Source organism: Pseudomonas sp. SIMBA_068 (genome assembly GCF_046534705.1).
Lineage (GTDB): Bacteria > Pseudomonadota > Gammaproteobacteria > Pseudomonadales > Pseudomonadaceae > Aquipseudomonas > Aquipseudomonas putida.
In genome coordinates this window covers 1,232,615-1,255,312 of record NZ_JAWRYI010000001.1, presented here as the reverse complement: position 1 = coordinate 1,255,312, position 22,698 = coordinate 1,232,615, and the positions used below count along the sequence as shown (strand labels likewise).

The following is a 22,698-nucleotide window of genomic DNA, read 5'->3' as shown; positions in this document are numbered from 1 at the left end:
ACCGTTACACCCTGCCGTTACGGCAGCGGCGGGTTGTTCCAGCGCTGGACGGTGACGATCATGTGCCCTTCGCCGGTCTGGCCACCGTCGGCCAGCGTGGCGATAACCTTCAGGTTGCCCGCGTTGTTGGTCATCATCTTGCGTTCGGGGTTAGGGCCGGCACCGCCTGGCACGAACACGCCATCGGCCTGCATCTGCCCGGCGAACTTGACGTCCTCGTCCTCGACCGCACGCTCGTTGAACGGCTCGACCTTCCAGGTGGCCGGCAGGTAGCCAATGCGCAGCGGCTGGCCACTGGCATCCTTGCCCCAGGCTTCCGCCTCGAAGCGGCCCTGCACCTTCGGCACTGAAGCGCCGTTTTCGCCGATGCGGGCAATGGAGAACGCCGGCACGACTTTCACTTCCTCGACCTTGTCGTACACCGCCAGATTCACGCCTTTAAGCGCGCCCACTGCAACTTCGCGCTGCCCGGGCTTGGCGTCGGCTGCCGCGCGGGCCTTGACCCGTACCAGCGTCGGGGTCTGCTCCAGTACCTGGGTCACTTCTACCCCGGCACCCAGGTCGGGCTTGCCGTCCAGGCCGCTGCCCACCAAGGTGATCTCGCTCTCGCCACCGGCCTTGATGAATGCCGGTTGCACCGCCAGCAGGCGCGCCTTGCCTTCCTTGGCTGCCATGAAGTCCAGGCCACGCTCGTCGTGTTCGGCCTCGAACATGCGGCCTTTCATTTCGCCATCCAGCGCCGCGAATACCTGGCGCAGATTGGTGTCGCCAACCTTGACGTTGCCGCGCCATTCATAGCCGTTGTACAGGATCGCAGTGCCGCTGCCGTTGAAAGGAGTACCGTCGGCATAGGCGCCCTTGACCTCGACCTTGAAGGTGTCGCCCTCCCCGGCCGAAACGCTCATCACACCGCGCACATCGCCCTTGGCCAGCATGTGGCCGCTGAACGCCCACTGCCCCGGCAGCACGTCGGCCTTCGGTTTTGCCTGCTGCCATTCAGCCCAGGCCGGGTTGTCCAGCGGGTAGCGCTTGGCAAGTTCCGGCACCACCTGTTGCAGGGCAAGCGGCAACCAGTCGCGGTCCCGCGCCTGGGCCTGGTATTCGAGTGACGGCCACTGGCCGAGGTGGAAGTTGACCAGGTGCTCCCACTCCTTGGCCGGGCGGCGTTGCAAGGCGACGCGAGCACCAGAGTGGCAGCGGCCACAGGTTTCGCTGAGCTGGGTGTCGAAATGCTCGACCGTGTTCAGCCGGCGCTCCATGGCGTAGCGCACCCCATCGGTTTCGCTGGGCGCCAGGCCCTGCTTGTCGGCCAGGTACTTGACCAGCGTGCGACGGTCGTCGTCGCTGATCTGCAGGCCGTGCATCACCTGCATGCGAGCGATGCTCATCAGCCAGCCTTCCGGCGTTTTACGCTGGTGGCTGATGCGGCTGTAGGTATCGTTGCCTTCGGGGATATGGCACCCCATGCACTTGTTCTGCAACAGGCTCGGGCCCTGCTCGGCCGCCATGGCCTGGGTGCTCAGCAGCGCGGCGGCGACCAGCGCCAGTTTGCCCGCATGCCGCCGGAGTCGAGTCGTCTTCAAGGTCAGACCTCCACGGTTGTTGTTCTTATCGTTTTTCGCACGCTTTGGTACAGCAGGTGTGCATGTGGCAGATGTGATACAGGAACTGTGCCAGTTGCAGTAAAAGCGTGGCCTTTCAACCTCTTAGGCAGTTTGCTGGGGTTGGCCAGCAGCAAGGATGGCCAATTGCAGCGTGCCATTTCGCGACAGGGTGTTTCATCCTGAGACAGGGGCCTGCCATGCAGGCCTTCGCGGGCATGCCCGCTCCCACAGGTTAACCATTACCTTGAAGACCTGCGCTGTACCTGTGGGCGCTGGCTTGCCGGCGATTGGCCCTTGAAGCCACTGTTTCACCACGGTCTCACACCGTCTCAATGTGCAACAGCGCACGCCTGCAATCCGAACCTTGCATCACGGCAAAACCCAGTCAACTCAATGCCTTGCTGGCATCCGCCCACCTTGGCACGCCCATTGCGCCTGTGCCCTTTACACCCAATGACAAGAGGCACAGCCCCATGCTTTGTGAACTGCCCATCCTGCCCGCCACCCGCGCCTTTCTCGAACGCAAGCTGAAGATGCGCATCGGCGCCGACTGGCAGGACGCCGCCAGCGGTCGCACCCTGTCGTTCCGCAACCCGGCCACTGGCGAAGTGCTGGGCGAAGTGCCCGCCGCCGACGCCGAGGATGTCGACCGCGCCGTGCGCGCAGCACGCCAGGCCTTCGACGACTCGCCGTGGAGCCGCCTGCGCCCGCGGGAACGCCAAAACCTGCTGTGGCGCCTGGCCGACCTGATGGAGCGCGACGCTCGCCAGCTGGCCGAGCTGGAATGCCTGAACAACGGCAAGAGCGCCGCCGTCGCCCAGGTGATGGACGTGCAGCTGGCCATCGACTTCCTGCGCTACATGGCGGGCTGGGCCACCAAGATCGAGGGTAGCACCGTAGAAGCCTCCATGCCGTTGATGCCCAACGACCAGTTCCACGGCTTTGTGCGCCGTGAGGCCATCGGCGTGGTCGGCGCCATCGTCGCCTGGAACTTCCCGCTGCTGTTGGCCTGCTGGAAGCTCGGCCCGGCCCTGGCTACCGGCTGCACCATCGTGCTCAAGCCCGCCGATGAAACCCCGCTGAGCGTGCTGAAGCTGGCTGAACTGGTAGACGAAGCTGGCTACCCGGCAGGCGTGTTCAACGTGGTGACCGGCACCGGCCTGAATGCCGGCGCCGCGCTCAGCCGCCACCCCGGCGTCGACAAGCTGACCTTCACCGGTTCCACCGAAGTGGGCAAGCTGATCGGCAAGGCGGCCATGGACAACATGACCCGCGTCACCCTGGAGCTGGGCGGCAAGTCGCCGACCATCGTCATGCCCGACGCCAACCTGCAGGAAGCTGCTGCCGGCGCCGCCACGGCGATCTTCTTCAACCAGGGCCAGGTGTGCTGCGCTGGCTCGCGGCTGTACGTGCACCGCAAGCACTTCGACAATGTGGTGGCCGACATCGCCGGGATCGCCAACGGCATGAAGCTGGGTAACGGGCTGGACCCGGCCGTGCAGATGGGCCCGTTGATCTCGGCCAAGCAGCAGGACCGCGTCACCGGCTATATCGAGCTTGGCCGCGAACTGGGTGCGACCATCGCCTGCGGCGGCGAAGGCTTTGGCCCGGGTTACTTCGTCAAGCCGACGGTGATCGTCGATGTCGACCAGCGCCACCGCCTGGTGCAGGAAGAAATCTTCGGGCCGGTGCTGGTGGCGATGCCGTTCGATGACCTGGACGAAGTAATCGGCATGGCGAACGACAACCCCTATGGCCTGGGCGCCAGCATCTGGTCCAACGACCTGGCGGCGGTGCATAGGATGATCCCGCGCATCAAGTCCGGCTCGGTGTGGGTCAACTGCCACAGCGCGCTTGACCCGGCGCTGCCATTTGGTGGCTACAAGATGTCTGGCGTGGGTCGTGAGATGGGCGCAGCGGCCATCGAGCACTACACCGAGCTCAAGTCGGTGCTGATCAAGCTCTGATCTTCCGCCTGTACCGGCCTCTTCGCCGCACGCAAGCGCAAGCGGTCCCTGTAGGAGCAGCCTTGTGCTGCGAAGAGGCCGGCCCAGGCAACCCAAAAACAACAATAAAAAACCATGGAGCCCCCCATGAAGCACACACTCGCCTGCACATTGGCCCTGCTGCTCGCCGCGCCCGCCAGCCAAGCCTACGAGCTGTACAACCAGAACGGCACCACCCTCAACGCCGACCTCGAAGCCCTGTTCGGCACGTTCCATAGCGACGAAAGCTTCAACCAGGCCGGCAACCGCCAACCCGGCAGCACCGCCTGGCAGGAAGGCTACGTAAAATACGGCCTCAGCGGCAGCCAGACCCTGGCCGATAGCGGGGCCGTGTACGGCGCCTTCAACCTGCTCAGTTCCGCCACCTGGGGCGACGGCGATGCTGCCGGCCTGACCCTGGGCGATGAGCGCCGTACCGCCATCGAAGACTTGTACCTGGGCTGGCGCTCGGCCAACCTGTTCCCGGCGCTAGGCGAAGACGGCGTGGACATTTCTGGCGGCCGCCAGGTGGTGACGCTGGGTGACGGCTTCCTGATCCAGGGCGACCCGGTGAACCTGGGCAAGGTCGACCTGGGCGCCAACTTCGACCGTGGCGGTGCCTACTACCTGGCTGCCCGCAAGGCCTTCGACCGCACCGCCGTGCTGCGCCTGGGCGGCAAACAGGGCTGGCGCGGCGACCTGATGTGGCTGAAATCCGACAACCATTACCAGGCCGACACCTCGCTGGCGGTGGCCAACCTGGAGCACGTCGCCGACGCCGGTACCCTTGGCCTCAGCTGGATCCGCGGCCTGGACGTGGACCAGCGCTACGCGCAGATCATGGGCCTGGAGCACCGCGATGGCATGAACACCGCCAGCCTGCGCGGGCGCGGCAACCTGGGCGTGAAAGACTTGGAACTGGCCGCCGAGTACGTAACCCAGGACAAGACCGGCGGGCGCGAGAATGCCTGGTACCTGGAGGGCAACTGGACCTTCTCCGAACTGCCCTGGTCACCCACCGCCACCTACCGCTACAGCCGCTTCTCCGAAGGTTTCGACCCACTGTTCTACGGCCTGAGCCGAGGCTATGGCACCTGGTTCCAGGGTGAAGTGGCAGCCAACTATGCCGGGCCGTTCAACAAGAACAGCCAGGTGCACCACATGGCGCTCAAAGGCAAGCCAAGGGACAACCTGACCGTCGGCGCGCTGTACTTCGACTTCGATACGCTGGACACCGACCAGGGCAACCTCGGCGGGCGGGAGCTGGACCTGTATGTGGAGTGGATGGTCAACGACCACTTGCTGATCAGCCCGTTGGTGGGGTTCTACCAGCCTGAGCGCAGTGCGGCCAATGGCGGTACGCAGCTGGGTGGGACGGACACCGGGACCTATATGCAACTGGTGGTCGGGACCTTCTTCTGATTCAAGATGCTGGGGCTGCTTTGCAGCCCCGGCAATCTCAAGCCAAGCCCTGCTCCATCAGCCACCGCCGCACCATCCTCTGCTGTTCACCCGCAAGCCCCGACAACACCGCCTCAACAGGCCGGCCACTACGTATTTCCCGCAGTACAGGCGCCAACGCCACGCCCTGCAAATGCCACACCCCCAACGGCTGATCCGGCGTTACCACGACCTCGGCCGCATCCACCAGCCCATCACGCAGCACCGGCCGCCGCTCAACCCGTACTGCTTGCCAATCAGCCGCCTGATGCAGTGGCTGCGTATCCGGCCAGCCCTGGCGCCTGGCCCAGAACGGCTGCCCTGCCCGCCCCTGCTCCTGCCCGTAGAAATCCCGCCCGATACGGGCAAAGCGCAAGAACAGCTGCTCGATCCGCTGCTGGTGGAACTGCCGCGCCAACTCGGCCCGTTCAGGCCTGCGCAGCAATGTATTTATCACCACCGGTGCCTGTAACGCCGAAGATAGCGACTGGAAGATACCGTTGCCCGACAGCGGATCAACGGCCATCGCGGCATCACCCACCCGTATCCAGTCCTGCCCGACACATTCGCCCGCCACAATCGCCGTACTGCTGCGGGCATGCACCTGTGCTGGCACCCGCGCCCTCTCATCGAACAGCTCGGCTACCAGTGCACTCTGACATCGGCGGTCTGCGCAGTAGGCCCCCAGCTCGGACTTACCCGGCAACCCGGCGGCGTCCAGCGTGACTTGCCAATAACAGCGGCCATCCTCCAGCCGCGCCATCCACGCCCAGCCATCCTCCAGGCTTTCCACTGCCGACGCAGGCGCCCCGGGGCTACCCTCCCAGGCATTGAGCAGGCTGACGGTTTCCGGCCCGCGCAGGCGGTCCGCGGCCAGCGGTGCCTGACGGCCTCGGGCCTCAACGAGAAAATCAGCGATCAGTACCTGCCCATCGTCCAGACGAACACGATGACCGCCCTCGTGCACGACCTCGCGCACCCGCCCCTCGACCACACTCACACCCGCACGCTGAAGGTCGTCGCGCAGCGCCCGGTCAAACCGTTGCCTATCCAGCAGAAATTCCTGGTTCATGTGCAGGTGCTGGCCATTCCAGTGCACCTGCCGGGTAGCCGGCATGGCCGCGTGGCCCAAGGCCCCGCCAAGACCCGCATGCCGCAAGCCCTCCAGTACCCGCTGCGAAACCCCTTCCACTGCCGCGAAACGTCGCCATTGCGACACCACCGTCACGGTGTAGCCAAGCCGCCGCAAGCCGATAGCCGTGGCAGCACCTGCAGGGCCGGCGCCCAGTACCACAATGCGCGGTTCAGGCATGGCTGGCACCTCGTCGCTCAGGGCCGGTAAACGCTGCATTGCGGCGCAACCAGTCATAAACCTGCTGGCGGTCCATCCCCGGCTCCTCGCGCATCAGCGCCGCGATCCTGCCGCTCAAGGCTGCGCAACCCAAACTCGCGCCCGCCCTGCCGCCTGCCCCGACATAACCGCCAAAGTCTGCCTGCCGGGTGCCCAGCCAGGACCACTGGCCGGGCGCGCAACGGGCATCACCGGTAACCCGGAACACGCCGGGGTAGCTGGCGGGGTACACCGGCTCACCCTGCGCCGGGCTGGATGCACACAACAGCACGCCAGCCGCCAGCGCTTCGGTACAGGCCTGGCGCAGCACAGGCCGGTCTTGCTGCAAGCCGAGACTGAGGTTGACCAGCGTAGCCCCCGCCTCCACCAGCCACAGCAGCGCCGCAGCCACCTGCAGGGCACTGGTGCTGGCCTGACCGCTGAACACCTGAGCCACCAGCAACGGTACCGGCCCGGCCTCACGCTGCATGCTGGCAAGTACCGCGCTGCCATGCCCTAGCGGGTCGGGCAGCATTTCTCCTTCACGCAGCTGACCGTCCCCCAGCCAGAAACGCCGGGCGCCCAGCAAACCGCTGGCCTGCTGCGGCGAACAGCCACTGTCGACAATGCCAACGCGCACATCAGTGCCCATGCTTGATCACCTCCTGCGGCAGCACCTGCAGCTGGCCGTCATGCAGCTGCAAGTGCAGGTCGGCGTCGGCCAGGGTCGAAGCCCGGTGGCTGATCAGGATGCGCGTGCGGCCGGCGAACAACTGGTCGATGGCCGCGATCACTTCGCGTTCAGTGGCTTCGTCCACCGCCGAGGTGGCCTCGTCCAGCACCAGAATCGCCGGGGCTTGCAGTACCGCACGGGCGATGGCAATGCGTTGCTTCTGGCCGCCGGACAACTGCTGGCCACGCTCGCCCAACAGGCTGTCCAGACCCAACGGCAGGCTGTCGACCAGGCTGTCCAGCCGCGCCAGGCGCACCACTCGCTCCAGCTCCGCGCGGCTGGCTTCCGGCACGCCGTAGGCAAGGTTTTGCGCAAGGGTGCCACGGAATAGCACGATGTCCTGGCTGACAACGGCTATGCGACGGCGCAGCGCGGCCAGGTCCAGTTCGCGCAGGTCGGTGCCATCCAGCAGGATGCGCCCGGCGTCCGGGTCATAGAAACGTTGCAGCAGGTCGATGAGGGTCGACTTGCCCACCCCCGAGGCACCGCTGATGGCCACCTTCAGGCCACCCGGCACGCACACCTGCACGTTGTCCAGCACGGCGCCCTGCCGCCCTTCATGGGCGAAGCTCAGCGCCTCAAGGCGCAATTCGCCCGGCCCGTCGGGCATGGGCAGCGGGTTGGCTGCCGGGCGCACGGCCACGGCCTCGCGCTTGAGCTCCATCACCCGCCCCAGGCTCACCGCCATGCGCTGCACCGCCACGTACAGGCCCAGCAGGCTCTGCACCGGGCCTACTGCCATGCCCATGTAGGTGGAAAAGGCGATCAGCGCGCCCAACTGCCAGGTCCCCTGGATAACCCACCAACCACCGACCAGGAACGCGCAAGCGCGGCACCAGGAGGTGAGCGTGCCGGGGATGGCCTGGGTGAAGAATTCGGTCACCTGCACCTTTAACAGCTGACGCATGTAGCCTTGGCCAAGCTGGTCCAGCCGCCCTGCCTCGCGGCCTTGCTGGCCGGCTGCCTGAATGAACTTCATCGCCGGCAAGGTCTCGACCAGGAACGAAGACACATCCGCCGAACGCTCGCGCAGGCTGCGCACCTCGCGCTCCACCTTGCGCCGCATCCAGCGCAGCCACAGCACCTCGATCGGCACAAGCAACGCCAGCAACAGCGACAGCTGCCATGACAGCATCAGCATCAACGCCACCGCGCCCACCAGGCCAATGACGGCAGATACAGCCGAGAACAACGAATCCACGGCAAACCGCTGGATCTCCGCCACATCGCCATCCAGCCGCGAAAGAATGTCGCCCATGCGCCGCCGCCCATAGAATGTCGGCGACAACTGCTGCAGGTGACGGTACAGGTCATCACGCAGGGCAAACAGGATGCGCCCCGACAACCGCGTATGCAGGTAGCGGTTGACCCCGGCCAGCACCGTGCCCAACAGGCCCGCGCCGATCATGATCGCCGCCATGTGCCAGAGGGTCTGGTAGTCCTTGGCCAACAGCCCCTCGTCAATCAGTGTCTTGACCAGCCAGGGCTGTGCCAGCGCCAGCAGCGAGGCGCCCAGTGACAAGCCGAGCAACAGGCCGATGGCACGCCGATGCGGGCGTACGAAACCATACAGCCAGGCCAACGCCTGGCGCATGAGCGCAGGGTCGCTGGAGTCCACCAGCCTTGCGAACAAGGGGCCCATGGTCAGCCGCGCAACTGTTTGAGCTTGCGGTACAGCGTCGCCCGGCTGATACCAAGTGCCTCGGCCGCGGCGGAAACGTTGCCCTGGTGGCGCGCCAAGGCGCCGCGAATCAGTTCCAGTTCGTTGTCCTTCAGGCTGCCGGAGGGCGCCGTGCCGCTGGCCAGTTCGTCCAGCAGGCAATCGGTGAGGTGGTCCAGGGTCAGCACCTGCTCGCCGTCCTCGCGCATGGCCAGCGCCGTGCGCACTACCATTTCCAGCTGGCGAATGTTACCCGGCCAGTCGAAGCCTTCGAGCAATGTGGCCAGTGCCGGGTCCAGGGTTACGCCACGGGCATCGGCCTTGTCCAGCAGGCCCTGGATGATCTGCGCCAGGTCATCACGCTCGCGCAGCGCCGGCAAGCGCAGTGATACGCCGTTGACCCGGTAGTACAGGTCTTCGCGGAAATGCTGTTCCTGCACCAGGCGTTTGAGGTCACGGTGGGTGGCGCAGATCAGCGCAACGTCGATATCCTGCTCGTCCCCCGCCCCCAGCGGCGCCACTCGCCGCTCCTGCAATACCCGCAACAGGCGCGCTTGCAGGGCCAGCGGCATGTCGCCGATTTCGTCGAGGAACAGCGTGCCACCATGGGCCTGCATCAACCGCCCGACCATGCCGCCCCGGCGCGACCCTGTGAACGCGCCCTCGCGGTAGCCGAACAACTCGGATTCGATCAGCCCTTCGGGGATGGCCGCGCAGTTGACTGCCACAAAGGGTTTGTCGGCACGTGGGCTGACCTGATGCAAAGCACGCGCAACGACCTCCTTGCCCGTACCGGTTTCGCCCAGCAAAAGCACCGGCAGGCCATTGCCCAGCCCCTGACGGGCCATGCGTAGATTACGCGCCAGCCGTGGGTCACCGCCGGCCAGGGCGTCGAGTGCGGGCGACTGCTTGCCCAGCGTCGGTTTGCTGACCGGTGTGCTGCCGTTGACCCGGCCATGGCGTGGCAGTTGCAAGGCGCGGAAGTAGAACTCTCCTTTGGCCGTTTGCACGCTGCTTACCCCACCCTGCCACAGGCGCGCAATGAAGGCTGGCGAGCGTTCGCCCAACAGGTCGCTGCTGTGCCGGCCGATCAGTTCATGGCGCGGCACCTGCAATAGCTGGCAGGCACTGTCGTTGACCGCCAGCACCTCACCGTCCAGGCTCAAGGCCAGCAGGCCATGCCAGGCACTGTTGAGGTATTGCGGGCGGCTGTGGAAGGCCAGCACCAGTTGCTCCGGGTGGCACAGGCCAAACATACGGCTCTCGATGATGCCGGCGGCCAGCATCAGGGTCGACAGGCTGTCCTGCGGCTGCGCCATCACCCCTTCGCGAGTGATGTCGAGCACGCCGATCACCTCCCCACGCGGGTCGCGCAGGGGCACGGAAGTGCAGGAGAACGGGCTGAGGCGGTCAAGGTAATGTTCGCCGCAGTTGATCAGCGTAGGCCGGCCTTCCACTACGGCGGTGCCGATGGCATTGGTGCCGCGCAGCGACTCGCTCCAGCAACTGCCCGGGTGCAGGTCGCGCAGGCCCTCGCGCTGCAACACATGCTTCTGCCCTTCGATGGCCAGCACGTTGGCCTGGGCGTCGCCGAGGATGACAATACCGGCCTTGCCCTGGCGTGCTACCAGGTAGTCCAGCTCCGGGGTGACGGCGTCGACCAACAGGCGGTTGCGCTCCAGCAGCATGCGCAGGTGATGGCCCTGCTCCAGGCCCAGGCCGACCTGTTCGCCCTGCAGGCAGTCCAGACCATGGCCAAGGCTACGCCGCCAGGAAGCGTCGATCTCGTCGCGCAGCATGCCCAGCGGTAATTCGCCTTCGCTGGCCAGCTTCAGGCGGGCCTGGCGGGATTCGTGCAGCGGGTCGTGGGCGTTTGTTATTAGTTGTCGCGCCATTTTCTACTCCGGCTGTGCCCCGCAATGTGGCGGGGTACGGGCTTGGGAATTTTCCGCAGTGTGCGGTAGAAAAGGCTGGCCGTCATCTGGTAGTGGATGGATTGGGGTGTAGCTGGCCAGGTTACTTGACGCTGGCGCAATCCCTGTGGGAGCTGGCTTGCCGGCGATCACCGGCGTTGCCGGTGCGATCCACCGCGTCGCCTGCTTCGCGGGCTTGCCCGCTCCCACAGGGTTCGCAGCAAGCCTGAGGACTGCGGTGTACCTGTGGGAGCGGGCGAGCCCGCGAAGAGGCCCTGGAGGTCAATCAGGGATATCGCTCCTTGATTCACTGGAGCCGCCACAAATCGCTGGCCAGCAGACGCATGCATTTAGAGGCAACCAAGAATGGGATGCGTAGCGCCCCCAGCAATGAGGGATATGCAATTTTTAAAATGGCGCTTCTTTAGACCGAGGAAGCACTATCCGACCTGACCTCACTTGTCGGACGGCTATCAAATAATATGCCTTCGTCCGGAAGACTATCTCCATTTGGTTACGTTGAGTGGGCATGTCAAGGAACTGAGAAAAATCATAATCTCTACCCAGCTTAAGACGTGCCATGCTTTTTGTGTATACCGAGAAAATCATAGTTTCTTTATTGTCATACCGTTGAATGCTGCCAGCAATCTTGGTGGGCACTTCAATTTCTGGTGCTGCGTAGAAGCCCGGACCCAAAAACTCACGACCAGGAGTGCCTTGAAATATTGGATCAAGGTTAGCCTGCAGACTTTTCAGATTTTCAGACGCACTCGCGTGCAAACCAACCATGTCCCACTCTTTTACAATTTCATCATCCGAAGGCCTGTCAAGAAGTGCCGGCATCGACGCCCGCCTTACCCTTGACCGGCCGGCCTTGTATAAAAACCCCGTAACAATTCTGAAATACCTCGCTTTTCTGAAATTCCTTGGAAATATAGGCCACATTTGATGCCCGCTCGGATCTTGCCGATTCACTGGATCTCCTGCACAGTAACAATATGCATTTATCCCACCTCTTCCGAACGGACTTAGATTGTCAGGAGAACTGAAGCGCATTAAAGTCGGATAAAAATTCCGATAACCATTCCCCAGCAAGTAACCTTCAGTCACCTGCTCTTGCCCCTCACCATTGAAGCCCAATACGCGTGACACGCCCACCTCACGATCACAGTAGCCATAGGGTGAATACGTCACCTCCTGGCTCTCAGGGGCTAATCGAGGTGTACCAGAGAAAGGCTGCCGAGATTGGCATTCACGTGCATTCATACCATCTAGATTGTCGCCCGCCATTAGCCTGTACCGAAAGCCATCTTTAGCGTAACAGTCGCATATGAAATTTGAAGTGCGCTACTGGCAGAAGCATCAGTTTTCATTCCAGTAAATTCATGCTAACCCGTCGCCACCTTCCGCCCGCACGAACGGCAAACAACAATGTACGCAGGTTGCGTAGACCGCGAATGAATGATTGCGTCGCCTGCACCGGCCTCTTCGCGGGTAAACCCGCTCCTACGAGGGACCGCGTCAAGCCTGAGGCCAGCGCTTGTGGGAGCGGGCTTACCCGCTTAGAGGCCCTCCAGACCAATCACGGCTGCTGATTCTGGCTCAGGTACTTGTCCACCGTAGCCTTGCCCTCCCCCGCATCCCCCGCCACCTGCCACAGCCGCCGTTCAATCCCCTGCGCCAGCAAGTGCCCCACCGCCGACTCAATCGCCGACAGCACGCACAGCTGTGCCGGTTCATTGGTGGTGTAGCCCACCTCGGCTTCCAGCAGCTTCTTGAACTCGATGAACTTGAACACCCCGGCACTGCGGCCGACCGAATAGATAGTCTTGCTGGTCATCACATTGGCCAGCACCTGCCCGGTGCGCACATCCACCGCACGCAGGTTCACGGTCACCTGATCCACCCGGTACTCGCGGGAGATGTCTATCCCCAGGTAGCGGGCCCCCTCGCCGCCACTGCGCACGTTGGTGTCATAAGCGATGATGCCGCCCTCCAGCATCAGGTTGGCGGCCTGCAGCGGTGGCAGTTCGCCCATGATGTTTTCGGCTACATCCGGCTTTTTCTGCGAAGCACGGATGATCTTGCGCTCGGTCAGCAGGTTCTGCAGGCCTTCACGCTCCAGCACCACGAACCAGCCGCTGGCACTGAGGGCGTCCATCAGCATGCTGGCCGCGCCCTGAGTGACGCTGGTGGAGAACGAGCTGGCCGGGGTGGGCTTGTACTGCCCGGTCTGGTCGCGGAAGCCGTACACCACGGCCATCAGCCGACCCTTGGGCCGTGGCATGTTGATCAGGTCGTAGTAGGTCGAGGCCCGCGGGGTCAGGGTCGGGGTTTCCGAGTCCTGTTCGGCCGACATGGGTTCGCGCAGGCTGCAACCACTTTGCAGGCCCAGGGCGGTGAGGATCAGCAGCGTGCTCAGCAGACGTTTCATGGTGTTCTCTCCCCAACATAAAAGCCTTTCCCTCTCAGGGGTTCAGGCCGCTGACCTCAATGATCGAAATTTCTCCTGTGGCACGATCGGTGACCTTGATGCTCAAGGCCCCGGAATCGTCGATGACGTCGATGAGAAACGCATCGGTCGCCATGCTGCCGGTGCTGCCGTTGCTGATGTTGTCCAGCAACTGCGACAACATCCGCGACTCCAGCTGGTTGCTGAAGCGCTCCAGGGCCGTGGTGCCGGTAAAGGCCGAGGCACGGTCCTTGAGGTCCGGGTCGTCGTAATCGTTTTGCGCCTGGGCGTTGTTCAGCAGCCAGGTGCCGTTCAACGGGTTGCCGCCAAAGGCCGGGTTGACCGGGGTGTACACCAGCTCGGTGGCCTGGGCAGCGCAAGCGCTGGCTAGCAGGCAGGCGGCGATGCAACGTGGAATGCGGTGGTTCATAGCTCGTCCCTCTCCAAGTCGGTGGTGTCCTGTAGCAGGCGTTGCAGCTTGCGTTGAATGATTTGCTGCTTGACCAGGTCGGCGGCTGCCACGGCCTCGTCTTTGAGCTCGGTGGTGTTTGGTGGCAGGAAGCGGCGGTACATCACCTCACGCTCGAACTCCACGGTGACCAGGCTGCCCCAGCGGGCATCCGGGCGTTCGCGTACCACCAGGTTGAAGTCCAGGCGGCTGGTGGCGCGCAGGCGGTCGGCGAAGTAGTAGTAAAAGTCGTGGCCGATGTGCGAAATGGTGTTGTCGACGATGAAGCCCTGCATCTCGTCTTCGTCCCCGGCCTTGGCCGAAGTGGCCAACGCCAGCAGCAGGCCCAGGCACAGCGCAGCCAAGGTATTCATGGCGTGTCTCCCGGGCCGCTGTGGGTCTGCACGCCGCCGGCGCTTTCGCTGAAGGCCTGCTCGGCGACGAACTGCCAGTCGCTGTAGTGTTCCAGCCCTTCGAAACCGCTCCATTCGGCGCTGAAGCCACTGCGCTTGAACGGAGTAGCGTCCGAGCGGCTGTACACGCCGGTGATGCGGCCGTCGATTGCACGCAGCAGGCCCCACTCGTCGCTGTTGGTGATGGGGTCGGGGTACAGCCGACGAATGTGCCGCTGGGCCTGCGGGAAGCGGTTGTCCTGCAGCAGGTCGGCCAGCGCCTGCGGGTATTGGGCCAGGCCCGGCGAGGCACGGTAATAGCTGCGCAAGGCTTGGGCGTACTGGCTGCCCACCCACAGCAACTGGCGCTCGCGATCACGCTGGGCGGCGCTGGCCCAGATCGTGCCAGTGGCGGCCAGGGCCACACTGCTGACCGCAATCAGCAGCAGCACGCCCAGGTAAGTGAAGCCACGCTCGGCCTTACCACTCAGCGAAGAGGCTGCCATCACGCGCCCTCCCTGTGGCACCGCTTTTGATATCGGCCACGCCGCCGGCCACGCCCTCGGGCGGTGGCACCAGCTGCCAGGCATCGCTGCGCTCGGTGATCGGGTCGACCGGGGTGTTGCGCAGGTAACGTTGCTCAACCAACTGCTCCAGCGAGTCCGGGTAGTGACCGGTGTCGCCGTAGTAGTGGTCCAGCGACTCGCGCAGCACCGCCAGGCTTTGGCGCAGCGTGGCTTCACGGGAGCTTTCCAGGCTGTTGAAGTAGCGCGGCATGGCGATGGTCATCAGCGTGGCGATGATCGCCATGACCACCAGCAGTTCGATCAGGGTGAAGCCTTTGCTGCGTTTCATGGCTGTCACCATTGCCCGTAGGGGATGCTGTTGAGGCCTTTGCCACGGGCCCTGGAATACACGTCGAACACATCTTCGCCTTCGCGCGGGTTGTCGGGGCTGCTGTCATAGGCGCGCAGGCCCCAGCCGCCTTGGTCTTCATCCTTGGCCGCCAGCAGCGGGTCATGCGGGATGCGCCGCAGGAAGTAGAACTTGGCACCCTTGGCGCTGCGCACATCGCGCACACCGTCCACCAGCACCTGCAGGTTCGGCGGATAGCCGCTGGCGTCCAGGCGCTTCTCGATGTAGCCAGCGTCGAAGGCCCGCTTGTAGGCGTCGATGGCATCTCGAATCTGGTACAGCGCCTCGCGCAGTTGCTGTTCCTTGCCGCGGCGCACCACGGTTTCGGTCAGTGGCGCGGCCATGCTGGCCAGCAGCCCGAGCAGTGCCAGGGTCAGCACCACTTCGATCAGGCTGAAGCCCTGCATGCGGCGCCGGGCTTTCATGGCCGTGGGCTCCCGTTGGCCGGGGCCACTGCCATCTGGCTGTCCACGACCGGTGCATCGGTAGCCGGCGCGTTGCCGGGCACGTCCATTGGCGGTAGCGGGGCCATCTGACGTACCTGCATGGCCGACTCGGTGCCGGTGGAGAACTCCATGTCCGACGGGCTCTGGTACGGCAGGTTGCGCACGATGCGCGGGGTAATCGCCAGCACCAGCTCGGACTTGCTCATGTCGTCCTTGTTGCTGCCGAACAGCCGGCCCAGGCCGGGGATGTCACCCAGCCCCGGGATCTTGTTGCCGCTGGCGTTGTGGTCGTTGCGCACCAGGCCGGCCAGTACCTGGGTTTCGCCATCGTGCAGGCGCAGGGTGGTCTGGGCATTGCGGGTGTCGACCTGGACCGGGATGGTGCCCTGGCGGGTAGCCTCCAGCGGGGTGGCGTTACTGACTTCCAGGGCCACCTTGATCGCCACTTCGTTGTTCAGGTGCACGGTGGGTTGCACTTCAAGCTTGAGACCCACGTCCAGGTAGGTGACGCTTTCAGTGATTACCGGGCCCTGGGTGGACGGCACCGAAGTGGCGCTGATGATCGGCACTCGCTGGCCGATGTGAATACGTGCCTGCTCGCGGTTGCTGACGCGGATTACCGGGCTGGCCAAGGTGTTGATGTCTTTGTCCGAGGCATTGATCTTGGCCTGCGGTGCCGGCCCGATGCTGATGCGGCTGGAGTCGATGCCCCTCAGCTGGTCGAGCACGCTGACCGGCTTGCCGTCGGAGGTCAGCACGCCGAACGTGTTGGGCCATTGCAGGCCAAGGTCGAGGATGCGCGAGGTGGCCACTTCCATCACCTCCACTTCCAGCACCACTTCGGGGTTGGACTGGTCCTGCGACTGCAGCAGCTTTTCGGCCATGCGCACGGCATCGGGGGTGTCGCGCATGGTCAGGGTGTTGAGGCGCTCGTCGACGAACACGTCGCGGGTCTTGAGCATGGTCTTGACCATGTTCAGCGCGGTGTTGGCGTCGATGCTGGTCAGGTAGAAGGTGCGCATGACCAGTTCCTGGTAGTCCTTGGTCTTCTGCGGCGAGTCGGGGTACACCATCAGGGTGTTGTCGTTGACGATCTTCTGGCGCAGCTGGTTCTGCTCCAGCAGCAGCGCCACGGCGTCTTCGATGCGCACTTCACGCACGAAGATGGTGGCCTTCATGTCCGGGCGAAGGTCTTTGTCGAAGATGAAATTGATACCGGCGACCTGGGACAGCACTTCGAAAATGGTCTTCAGGTTGGCATCACGAAACTCCAGGGTGACCGGCCGGTCCAGCTTGCTGCGCAGCTGCGGGAAGGGTTGCGCGGTGCGCGCCTGGACATTCTCGATGTCGCTGCGCAGGGCCATGCCCTTCTGGTTTTGCGGGTCCAGGCGCAGCACTTCGCGCATGTAACGCTCGGCGCCGAACAGGTCGCCCTGGCGCAACGCTGCCTGGCCCAGGGCCACGCGCTCGTCGAGGGTACGGATCAGCTCCAGCTGGCGCGTACCTTCCTGGGCGCGGCGGTTGTTGGGCTCCAGGGTCAGCACCCGGCCATACCCCATGCGGGCGTTGGCAAAGTCATGGCGGATGCGGTCGGCATCGGCCTGGGTGATCAGCGCCTCGACTGCGGCCTGACGGCTGTGGGCCAGGGCGATGTTCAGCTCGGTATCACGCGGGTCGTCGCGCAGGGCTTCTTCCAGCCGGGCGATACCGGCTTCGTACTGGCCCTCCTTCATCAGCTGGTCGCTGTCCTTGCGTACCGCGCTGGAGCCGCAGCCGGCAATGGCCACGCACAACGCCAACAGCAGGAACGGAGCAGGCTTGCACAGCTTTGACGACTTCATGGTGCGCTCCCGACAGACAAGGTCTGCGACTGGTGCAAAGGCAGGTAGACCAGGCTCAGCTCGCTGGCCGATACCCGATCGAGGCGATACGTGTCTTCGATGACGTCGCCCTGGCGCACGACGTAGAGTTTTTCGCCGCTCTGCAGGAAGATCTGCAGGTCGTTGTCGTTGCCCATGCGGCCGATGAACTGGAACGGCAGCTCCGGGGCGGTCGGCGCTGTGGCCACGATGGGCGCGACAGCCACGGGTTGTTCGGTGACGGTGGCCAGGGCTTGGGGTTTGGTCCATTGCTGGGTTGGGAACAGATCACGGGAGGCCTGTTCCGGCCCTTTCGCGGCGGTTCGGCGCCCCGACTCGCCCGCTCCCATCGGATTTGTGAGTGCCGCAGAACCTGTGGGAGCGGGCGAGCCCGCGAAGGCCGCAACGCTATCTTCCTGGTCAAACCAGTGCCCTGGTGCCCAGGCGAGGACTGCGCTCACGCCGAGGAAGCTGGCCCAGATGACTGCACGTTGTGTGTTCATCATGACCTCGACAGGTAAAGGGTCATGCGCAGGCGGGCATTCAGCTCGCTGTCGCCGATGCGTTTGCGTTGCAGCTCGAGGTCTTCCAGCACCAAGGTCGGCAGCTGCTTGAGCAGGCCTTTGATAAAGGCGCGAATCTGCGGGTAGCTGCCGCGCACCGGCAGCACGATCTGGTAGCGAGCCAGCTGGGTCTTGGGATCGACGCCCAAGGCGTACTCACCGCGCGCCAGGCTGATGTGCTCGGCACTGGCCAGGTGGTAGAGGCGCTCGATCAGCTCGCTGGCCTGGGGCTGCCCCGGCAGTTGCTGGCGCAGGCTGTCGAGGGCCTGCTGCTCGGGCTTGACGGCGATCTTCACCTCGCCACGCTTGACCCGCCCGACCTGAACGCTGGCGTCCGCTTCGGTGGCGCGCAGTTCACGCACGCTCTGCCACTGCGGCAGCACCCCGGCGCACACCACGCCCAGCGCCAGCACGCCCACGGCGACGGCGGCCAGGCCAACCGGGCCGACGCGGCGCAGGCGTTCCTGGAGGATGAGGCTGTTCAGCGATTCAAGGGCGCGCATGGCCAGTCTCCCAGGTGGCGGTGAGAGTGAAGCGCACCGGGTGCTCGGGCTGCGCGGCCAACACCTCATGGTTGAGCAGCGATACATCGCTGAGCTCATCGCTGGCTTCCAGGCGCTGGTGGTACTGCAGCATCGCTTCCAGGTTGCGTGCCTCCGCGGCGATACGGACCTGGCCTTTGCGCGCGTCCGGGGTCAGGCCGAGCAGCGCCACATCGTCCTGCGGCATGGCTTCGAGCATGGCGAACAGCTGCTGCCAGGGGCGTTGCAGTTGTTGCGACACGCTGCGCATCTGGGCCAGTCGCTCGGCCTGCTCACGGCTGGCAGCAGTACTTTGCGGGGCCACGGTGGCCGGGCGGCGGCCCAGTTGCAGCTCCAGGCTGTGCACGCTGGCCTCAAGGTCTACCTGCTCGGTCTGCAAATGCTGTTGCAGCAGCACCAGGCCGGCGACCATGGCGCAGCCCAGGGCCAGCAGCGACCAGGCCAGTGGGCCGCTGCGCCGGGGTTGGAATTCCAGTTCAAGGCGGCGCATGTCAAGCCACCGCCCGCCACATGGCGCACAGCGGGTCGGCTTCGCTGGCCGGCTGGCACAGCTGCACCGCCGCCAGTTGCGGCACGTCGCCCCGGCCCGGGGCATGCAGGTACACCCGTGGCAGGTGCTCGCCATACAGCTCGCAGGTGCGCTCGATCAACGCTTGCAGGGCCTGGTCGCTGTCGGCGCAGCCTTGCGTCAGCACTTGCTGCCAGGCGCCGCCAGCGGCCAGCAGCAGCACGCTGCGGCGCGGCTCGGCCAGCACGAACAGGAAGTCGCCCTGCTCCAGCTGCGGCGAGCAGCGGTTATAGGCAGCCATCAGGTACGGCTGCACCGAGCGCAGGCTCAGGCGGGTTTCCCGGCCCAGCCCCTGCAACCGTTGCAGCAGGGCTTCGGGCAGCGCCGTGGCGATGCGGGCGGCACCGGCAGGCTCAGGCGACAGCACGATACGCCAGTCGTCCAACGGCTGCCCGTAGAGGTTTTCGAAGCAGGCCCGGGCATAGGCGTCCAGCTCGCGCGGGTGGCCGATGGCATCACTCCAGGGCACCAGGCAGAAGCGGCTGTAGCGGGCCGACAACAGCACCCGCAACTGGGCGCCACGTACAGCATGCTCGGCCAACAGCCCGGCCAGCGCGTCGACCGCGGCGTCCCAGGCAGGCTGGGCGGCGTCGCAACTGAACTCGCGGCTGCCCAGCCACTGGTGTTGGTGTTTGTGCCAGCAACCCAAGCCGACACCCTCGGCGCCGACCACGGCACAGAAACGATCAGATGAATGTGACACGGTTGATCTCCTCAAGGGTGGTGCGGCCATCGCGAACCAGGTCCAGGGCCGAAGCCCGCAACAGGCGCAGGCCGCGCTGGCAGGCGAGTGTCTTGATTTGCGAGAGGGGGCGGCGCTCGACAATCATCTGCCGCAGGTCGTCGTCCAGGTGCAGCAGTTCGGCGATGGCGCTGCGGCCGCGAAAGCCGCTGCCCCGGCACTGGCCGCAGCCCTGCACGCGGACGAACTTCCAGCCGGCCACGCCCTCACGGGTCAGGCCCGAGCCATACAGGGTGTCGTCATCCACCTCGCAGGGGCTGGAGCAATGGGTGCAGGCCAGGCGGATCAGGCGCTGGGCCAGCACCGCGTTCAGCGCGGAAACAAAGCTGTAGGGGTCGACCTGCATCTGGCTGAAGCGGCCGATCACGTCGAATACGTTGTTGGCGTGGATGGTGGTGAACACCAGGTGGCCGGTGAGCGCCGACTGCACGGCAATTTGCGCGGTGTCCGGGTCGCGGATCTCACCCACCAGGATCTTGTCCGGGTCGTGGCGCAAGATGGAGCGCAGGCCGCGGGCGAAGGTCAGGCCTTTCTTCTCGTTGACCGGGATCTGCAACACGCCGGGCAGTTGGTACTCGACCGGGTCTTCGATGGTGATGATCTTGTCCACGCCGTGGTTGATCTCGCTGATCATGGCGTACAGGGTGGTGGTCTTGCCGCTGCCGGTGGGGCCGGTGACCAGGATCATGCCGTAGGGTTCGGCAGCCAGCCGGCGCAGCGCGCGCAGGGTTTCGTCGGCAAAACCCAGGGCCTGCAGTTGCACGCCGCTGACCCGGTCGGACAAGTCCTGCTTGTCGAGCACCCGCAGCACGGCGTCTTCGCCAAAGATGCTGGGCATGATCGATACCCGGAAATCGATTTGCCGGTCGCCCACGGCAACCTTGAAGCGGCCGTCCTGGGGCACGCGTTTTTCGCCAATGTCCAGTTCGGCCATGACCTTGATGCGCGAGATCACCTGGTCGGCGAAGGCACTGCCACTGGCCTTGCCGGCGCCGTTGAGCACACCGTCGATGCGGTACTTGATGGTCAGGCCCTGGCCGGTCATGCCCAGGTGGATGTCGCTGGCGTGCAGCTTGAGGGCGTCGTACAGGGTGGAGTTGACCAGCTTGACCACGCGGCTCTGGTCTTCGCTGATGCTGGCCAGCGAAAGGCGTTGCAGCGGGTCGCCTTCGCTGCTGGCCTCGGCGTCATGGTCAAGGGCATCGACGGCGTGGAAGCTTTCTTCGTGGCGGGCAAGGAAGGTGGCCAGTTCGGCGGCGTGGGCCAGGTACAGCGGCGCGCCTTGCAGTACATCATCGATCCAGGCCAGGCGAGCGGGGTCGAAGGGGTCGGCGAACACGCCCAACAGCTGGCCGCCCTGCTCGATCAGCACGAATTCGCGCTTCAGGCACGCAGCTAGGCTGACCTTGTCAAAGCGTGGGCTGCTCGCCAGCAGGGTGTGGCTGTCCAGCACCGGGTAATGCAGGGTCAGGCCAAGGCGACGGGTGAAGGTGTCGGGGTTGTCGCAAGCAAGGCGTTCGAGGCAGTTGAGCAGGCGCTCGTCGCTGGCTTGCAGACGGGCCTGGGCCAGCAGGTCGCGGGGGTAGGCTGAGACTGGTGCATCGAATGCTGCTGGCATGGCCTGCGACTCCGCTCAGGGGGCGCGTCGCAGGCTGGCTCAGCCAGGGGTGCGGGCGCCGCTATTCCCCTGTGAGCAGTTGATCGTCGTCGGGCCCTGGTGGCTTGGCGCCATTGCGGCGGCGGTCAGCCAACACCCAGCTTCCATCGTACAACTGCAGGGGGAACGATTCGTTCCTGTTCTGGCGTCGTTCGACGAACCCTTCAGCCGGGTTGTCCGTGGCCCTGCGCCGGCGCTCGATGCCCATCAGGTCGAAGATTGCACGGGCCAGTTCCACCAATGGGAACGGCTTGAACAGGACATGGCTCACACCCAGCTCCGCGGCCCGCTCACGCACCTCGACGGTGGGGTGGGCGGTGATCAGCATGAAGTGGCACTGCCTGTTCTTGCGTACAGCCTCCAGAACCTGAAAACCTTCCATGTCGGGCAAGCGGTAATCCAGCACGATCACTTGTGGCGCCAGGCGCTCAGCCTGTTCGATACCACTAGCACCGTCGTGGGCAACATGAACTTCCAGGCCTTGCGCCTGCAAGTACGCTTGCAGGTTCTGCGCAAGGGTCTGTTCGTCATCGACTACCAATACTCTGTTCACCAAGGTCGACTCCCAAGAACTGCCCGGTTTCCCGGTCTGCGAAGTGCGCCCTTGTACAGGCTTGAGCAGGCTTCGTGCCAGGCGTGAATAGTCATGTTGCACCGCTGTAAGTCATTGATTTGCAAAAGGTGCCAGCCAGCACCCAACACACGGCGGGCAGGCACACCCGCCCGCTTCCCCACAACCGGGGAAACTGATGGCACATTGCCAAACCCTAATTCCCCAGCATTGGGGGGAACGCCACCAGGGGCTTCAGTGAGCGATCTCCACTTTAGCGGAATTGCGCAAACGTTGGCGCACGGACTTGCGCGCTTGCGCCTCGCGCTCACCGATGAGCGCGGCCCTGGCCAAGACCAGGCCCTGTTCGTGTATGACCGAAGGGTTAACACTTTGGTTCTGCGCTCCTTGCAGTGTTTCTCGGTTGGCATCATAGAATGCTTGCACTTCGGCCGGGCTCGGCGCGTCGACTGCGCTGAGCTGGGCATACACCTGCTGGGCCGCCATATCTTGCCGGGTGTACTCAGTGTACTGTGCCCTGTCAAAGCCCGCCTCTGCCAGACGCCGTTCGAAAATTGCCGGGCTGCCGAACGCAGCTTCTACCTCGCCGATATGCGCCGACACCTGCGCGTCGCTGATGGCGATGCCTTGTCGCCGCGCCTCCTGCCACAGCAGCTCCTTGTCGATCAGCTCATCCAGCGCCTGATCGCGCAGGCGCTTATAAAGCCCCGGGTTGCGGATGCTGGTCACCGCGCGGCCCTGGGCGGCCAGGTATTCGCTGAAATAGCGCTCCAGGCGCGTCAACCCAATCTCCACGCCATTGACCCGTGCAGCAGGTACATCGGCCCAGCTCGCCTTGGCCATTACCAGCAACAGGCACAGCAACACAATACGCATGG

Annotated in this window: 22 protein-coding genes and 1 pseudogene; 2 read left to right on the top strand and 21 right to left on the bottom strand. The window is 64.6% G+C overall.

All coding sequences use genetic code 11. The features are described 5' to 3' along the window. Positions 1-17: 17 nt before the first annotated feature. On the bottom strand, positions 18-1,583 hold the full coding sequence (gene peaA / locus SB756_RS05760) for a quinohemoprotein amine dehydrogenase subunit alpha (protein ID WP_341798740.1): 1,566 nt from the start codon (positions 1,581-1,583) through the stop codon (positions 18-20). 494 nt (positions 1,584-2,077) lie between these two features. Here peaA and SB756_RS05755 point away from each other — a divergent pair, with 494 nt between their 5' ends. Next, positions 2,078-3,571 (top strand): aldehyde dehydrogenase family protein, encoded by a 1,494-nt coding sequence (locus SB756_RS05755; protein WP_016499470.1) that lies wholly within the window; start codon positions 2,078-2,080, stop codon positions 3,569-3,571. A 126-nt stretch (positions 3,572-3,697) separates the two neighbouring features. Beyond that, on the top strand, positions 3,698-5,011 hold the full coding sequence (locus SB756_RS05750; RefSeq protein WP_410910372.1) for a hypothetical protein: 1,314 nt from the start codon (positions 3,698-3,700) through the stop codon (positions 5,009-5,011). A 37-nt stretch (positions 5,012-5,048) separates the two neighbouring features. Here the strand turns inward: SB756_RS05750 and SB756_RS05745 are convergent, their stop codons facing one another. The 20 genes and pseudogenes from SB756_RS05745 to SB756_RS05650 all read right to left on the bottom strand — a co-directional run bounded on the left by SB756_RS05745 (position 5,049) and on the right by SB756_RS05650 (position 22,696). Beyond that, entirely contained in the window at positions 5,049-6,341 is a 1,293-nt protein-coding gene (locus SB756_RS05745) for an NAD(P)/FAD-dependent oxidoreductase (protein WP_410910371.1), read from the bottom strand. Further along, positions 6,334-7,011: a peptidase S8 and S53 subtilisin kexin sedolisin gene (locus tag SB756_RS05740; RefSeq protein WP_410910370.1), complete on the bottom strand. Its 678-nt coding sequence runs from the start codon at positions 7,009-7,011 to the stop codon at positions 6,334-6,336. The genes SB756_RS05745 and SB756_RS05740 overlap by 8 nt, the downstream gene beginning before the upstream one ends. Next, a complete protein-coding gene (locus tag SB756_RS05735) occupies positions 7,001-8,734 on the bottom strand; it encodes an ABC transporter ATP-binding protein (protein WP_410910369.1) in 1,734 nt (577 codons plus the stop codon). Before SB756_RS05735 ends, SB756_RS05740 begins: the two co-directional genes overlap by 11 nt. A 2-nt stretch (positions 8,735-8,736) precedes the next feature. Further along, on the bottom strand, positions 8,737-10,647 hold the full coding sequence (locus SB756_RS05730) for a sigma-54-dependent Fis family transcriptional regulator (RefSeq protein WP_410910368.1): 1,911 nt from the start codon (positions 10,645-10,647) through the stop codon (positions 8,737-8,739). A gap of 426 nt (positions 10,648-11,073) precedes the next feature. Then, the gene (locus tag SB756_RS05725; RefSeq protein ID WP_341798946.1) at positions 11,074-11,508 is read right to left on the bottom strand and encodes a hypothetical protein; all 435 of its coding nucleotides are present in this window, start codon (positions 11,506-11,508) and stop codon (positions 11,074-11,076) included. 117 nt (positions 11,509-11,625) lie between these two features. Then, positions 11,626-11,931, bottom strand: a pseudogene (locus SB756_RS05720) (RHS repeat-associated core domain-containing protein); the annotation flags it as partial. 316 nt (positions 11,932-12,247) lie between these two features. Continuing rightward, the gene (locus tag SB756_RS05715; protein ID WP_132840552.1) at positions 12,248-13,099 is read right to left on the bottom strand and encodes a CsgG/HfaB family protein; all 852 of its coding nucleotides are present in this window, start codon (positions 13,097-13,099) and stop codon (positions 12,248-12,250) included. A gap of 34 nt (positions 13,100-13,133) precedes the next feature. Continuing rightward, on the bottom strand, positions 13,134-13,547 hold the full coding sequence (locus SB756_RS05710; protein ID WP_016487339.1) for a curli assembly protein CsgF: 414 nt from the start codon (positions 13,545-13,547) through the stop codon (positions 13,134-13,136). After that, positions 13,544-13,939, bottom strand: coding sequence for a curli production assembly/transport protein CsgE (gene csgE / locus SB756_RS05705; RefSeq protein WP_016499463.1), 396 nt, complete (start codon positions 13,937-13,939; stop codon positions 13,544-13,546). Before csgE ends, SB756_RS05710 begins: the two co-directional genes overlap by 4 nt. Then, positions 13,936-14,463: a type II secretion system protein gene (locus tag SB756_RS05700; protein ID WP_410910367.1), complete on the bottom strand. Its 528-nt coding sequence runs from the start codon at positions 14,461-14,463 to the stop codon at positions 13,936-13,938. Before SB756_RS05700 ends, csgE begins: the two co-directional genes overlap by 4 nt. Further along, positions 14,438-14,812, bottom strand: a complete 375-nt coding sequence (locus SB756_RS05695) for a type II secretion system protein (RefSeq protein ID WP_012272103.1) — start codon at positions 14,810-14,812, stop codon at positions 14,438-14,440. Before SB756_RS05695 ends, SB756_RS05700 begins: the two co-directional genes overlap by 26 nt. Before the next feature lie 5 nt (positions 14,813-14,817). Next, a complete protein-coding gene (locus tag SB756_RS05690; protein ID WP_341798732.1) occupies positions 14,818-15,297 on the bottom strand; it encodes a type II secretion system protein in 480 nt (159 codons plus the stop codon). Beyond that, entirely contained in the window at positions 15,294-17,159 is a 1,866-nt protein-coding gene (locus SB756_RS05685) for a secretin N-terminal domain-containing protein (RefSeq protein ID WP_156858793.1), read from the bottom strand. The genes SB756_RS05690 and SB756_RS05685 overlap by 4 nt, the downstream gene beginning before the upstream one ends. Further along, positions 17,156-17,680 (bottom strand): hypothetical protein, encoded by a 525-nt coding sequence (locus SB756_RS05680; RefSeq protein WP_341798731.1) that lies wholly within the window; start codon positions 17,678-17,680, stop codon positions 17,156-17,158. Before SB756_RS05680 ends, SB756_RS05685 begins: the two co-directional genes overlap by 4 nt. Then, positions 17,680-18,243: a type 4a pilus biogenesis protein PilO gene (gene pilO, locus SB756_RS05675; protein WP_258651673.1), complete on the bottom strand. Its 564-nt coding sequence runs from the start codon at positions 18,241-18,243 to the stop codon at positions 17,680-17,682. The genes SB756_RS05680 and pilO overlap by 1 nt, the downstream gene beginning before the upstream one ends. Next, on the bottom strand, positions 18,230-18,772 hold the full coding sequence (locus SB756_RS05670) for a pilus assembly protein (protein ID WP_341798730.1): 543 nt from the start codon (positions 18,770-18,772) through the stop codon (positions 18,230-18,232). The genes pilO and SB756_RS05670 overlap by 14 nt, the downstream gene beginning before the upstream one ends. A gap of 1 nt (position 18,773) precedes the next feature. Further along, positions 18,774-19,553: a hypothetical protein gene (locus SB756_RS05665; RefSeq protein ID WP_016499456.1), complete on the bottom strand. Its 780-nt coding sequence runs from the start codon at positions 19,551-19,553 to the stop codon at positions 18,774-18,776. Then, positions 19,537-21,210 (bottom strand): GspE/PulE family protein, encoded by a 1,674-nt coding sequence (locus SB756_RS05660; protein WP_063423791.1) that lies wholly within the window; start codon positions 21,208-21,210, stop codon positions 19,537-19,539. The genes SB756_RS05665 and SB756_RS05660 overlap by 17 nt, the downstream gene beginning before the upstream one ends. Before the next feature lie 61 nt (positions 21,211-21,271). Next, positions 21,272-21,805, bottom strand: a complete 534-nt coding sequence (locus SB756_RS05655; RefSeq protein ID WP_049273640.1) for a response regulator — start codon at positions 21,803-21,805, stop codon at positions 21,272-21,274. 249 nt (positions 21,806-22,054) lie between these two features. Continuing rightward, a complete protein-coding gene (locus SB756_RS05650) occupies positions 22,055-22,696 on the bottom strand; it encodes a SurA N-terminal domain-containing protein (protein WP_410910366.1) in 642 nt (213 codons plus the stop codon). Positions 22,697-22,698 lie beyond the last annotated feature (2 nt).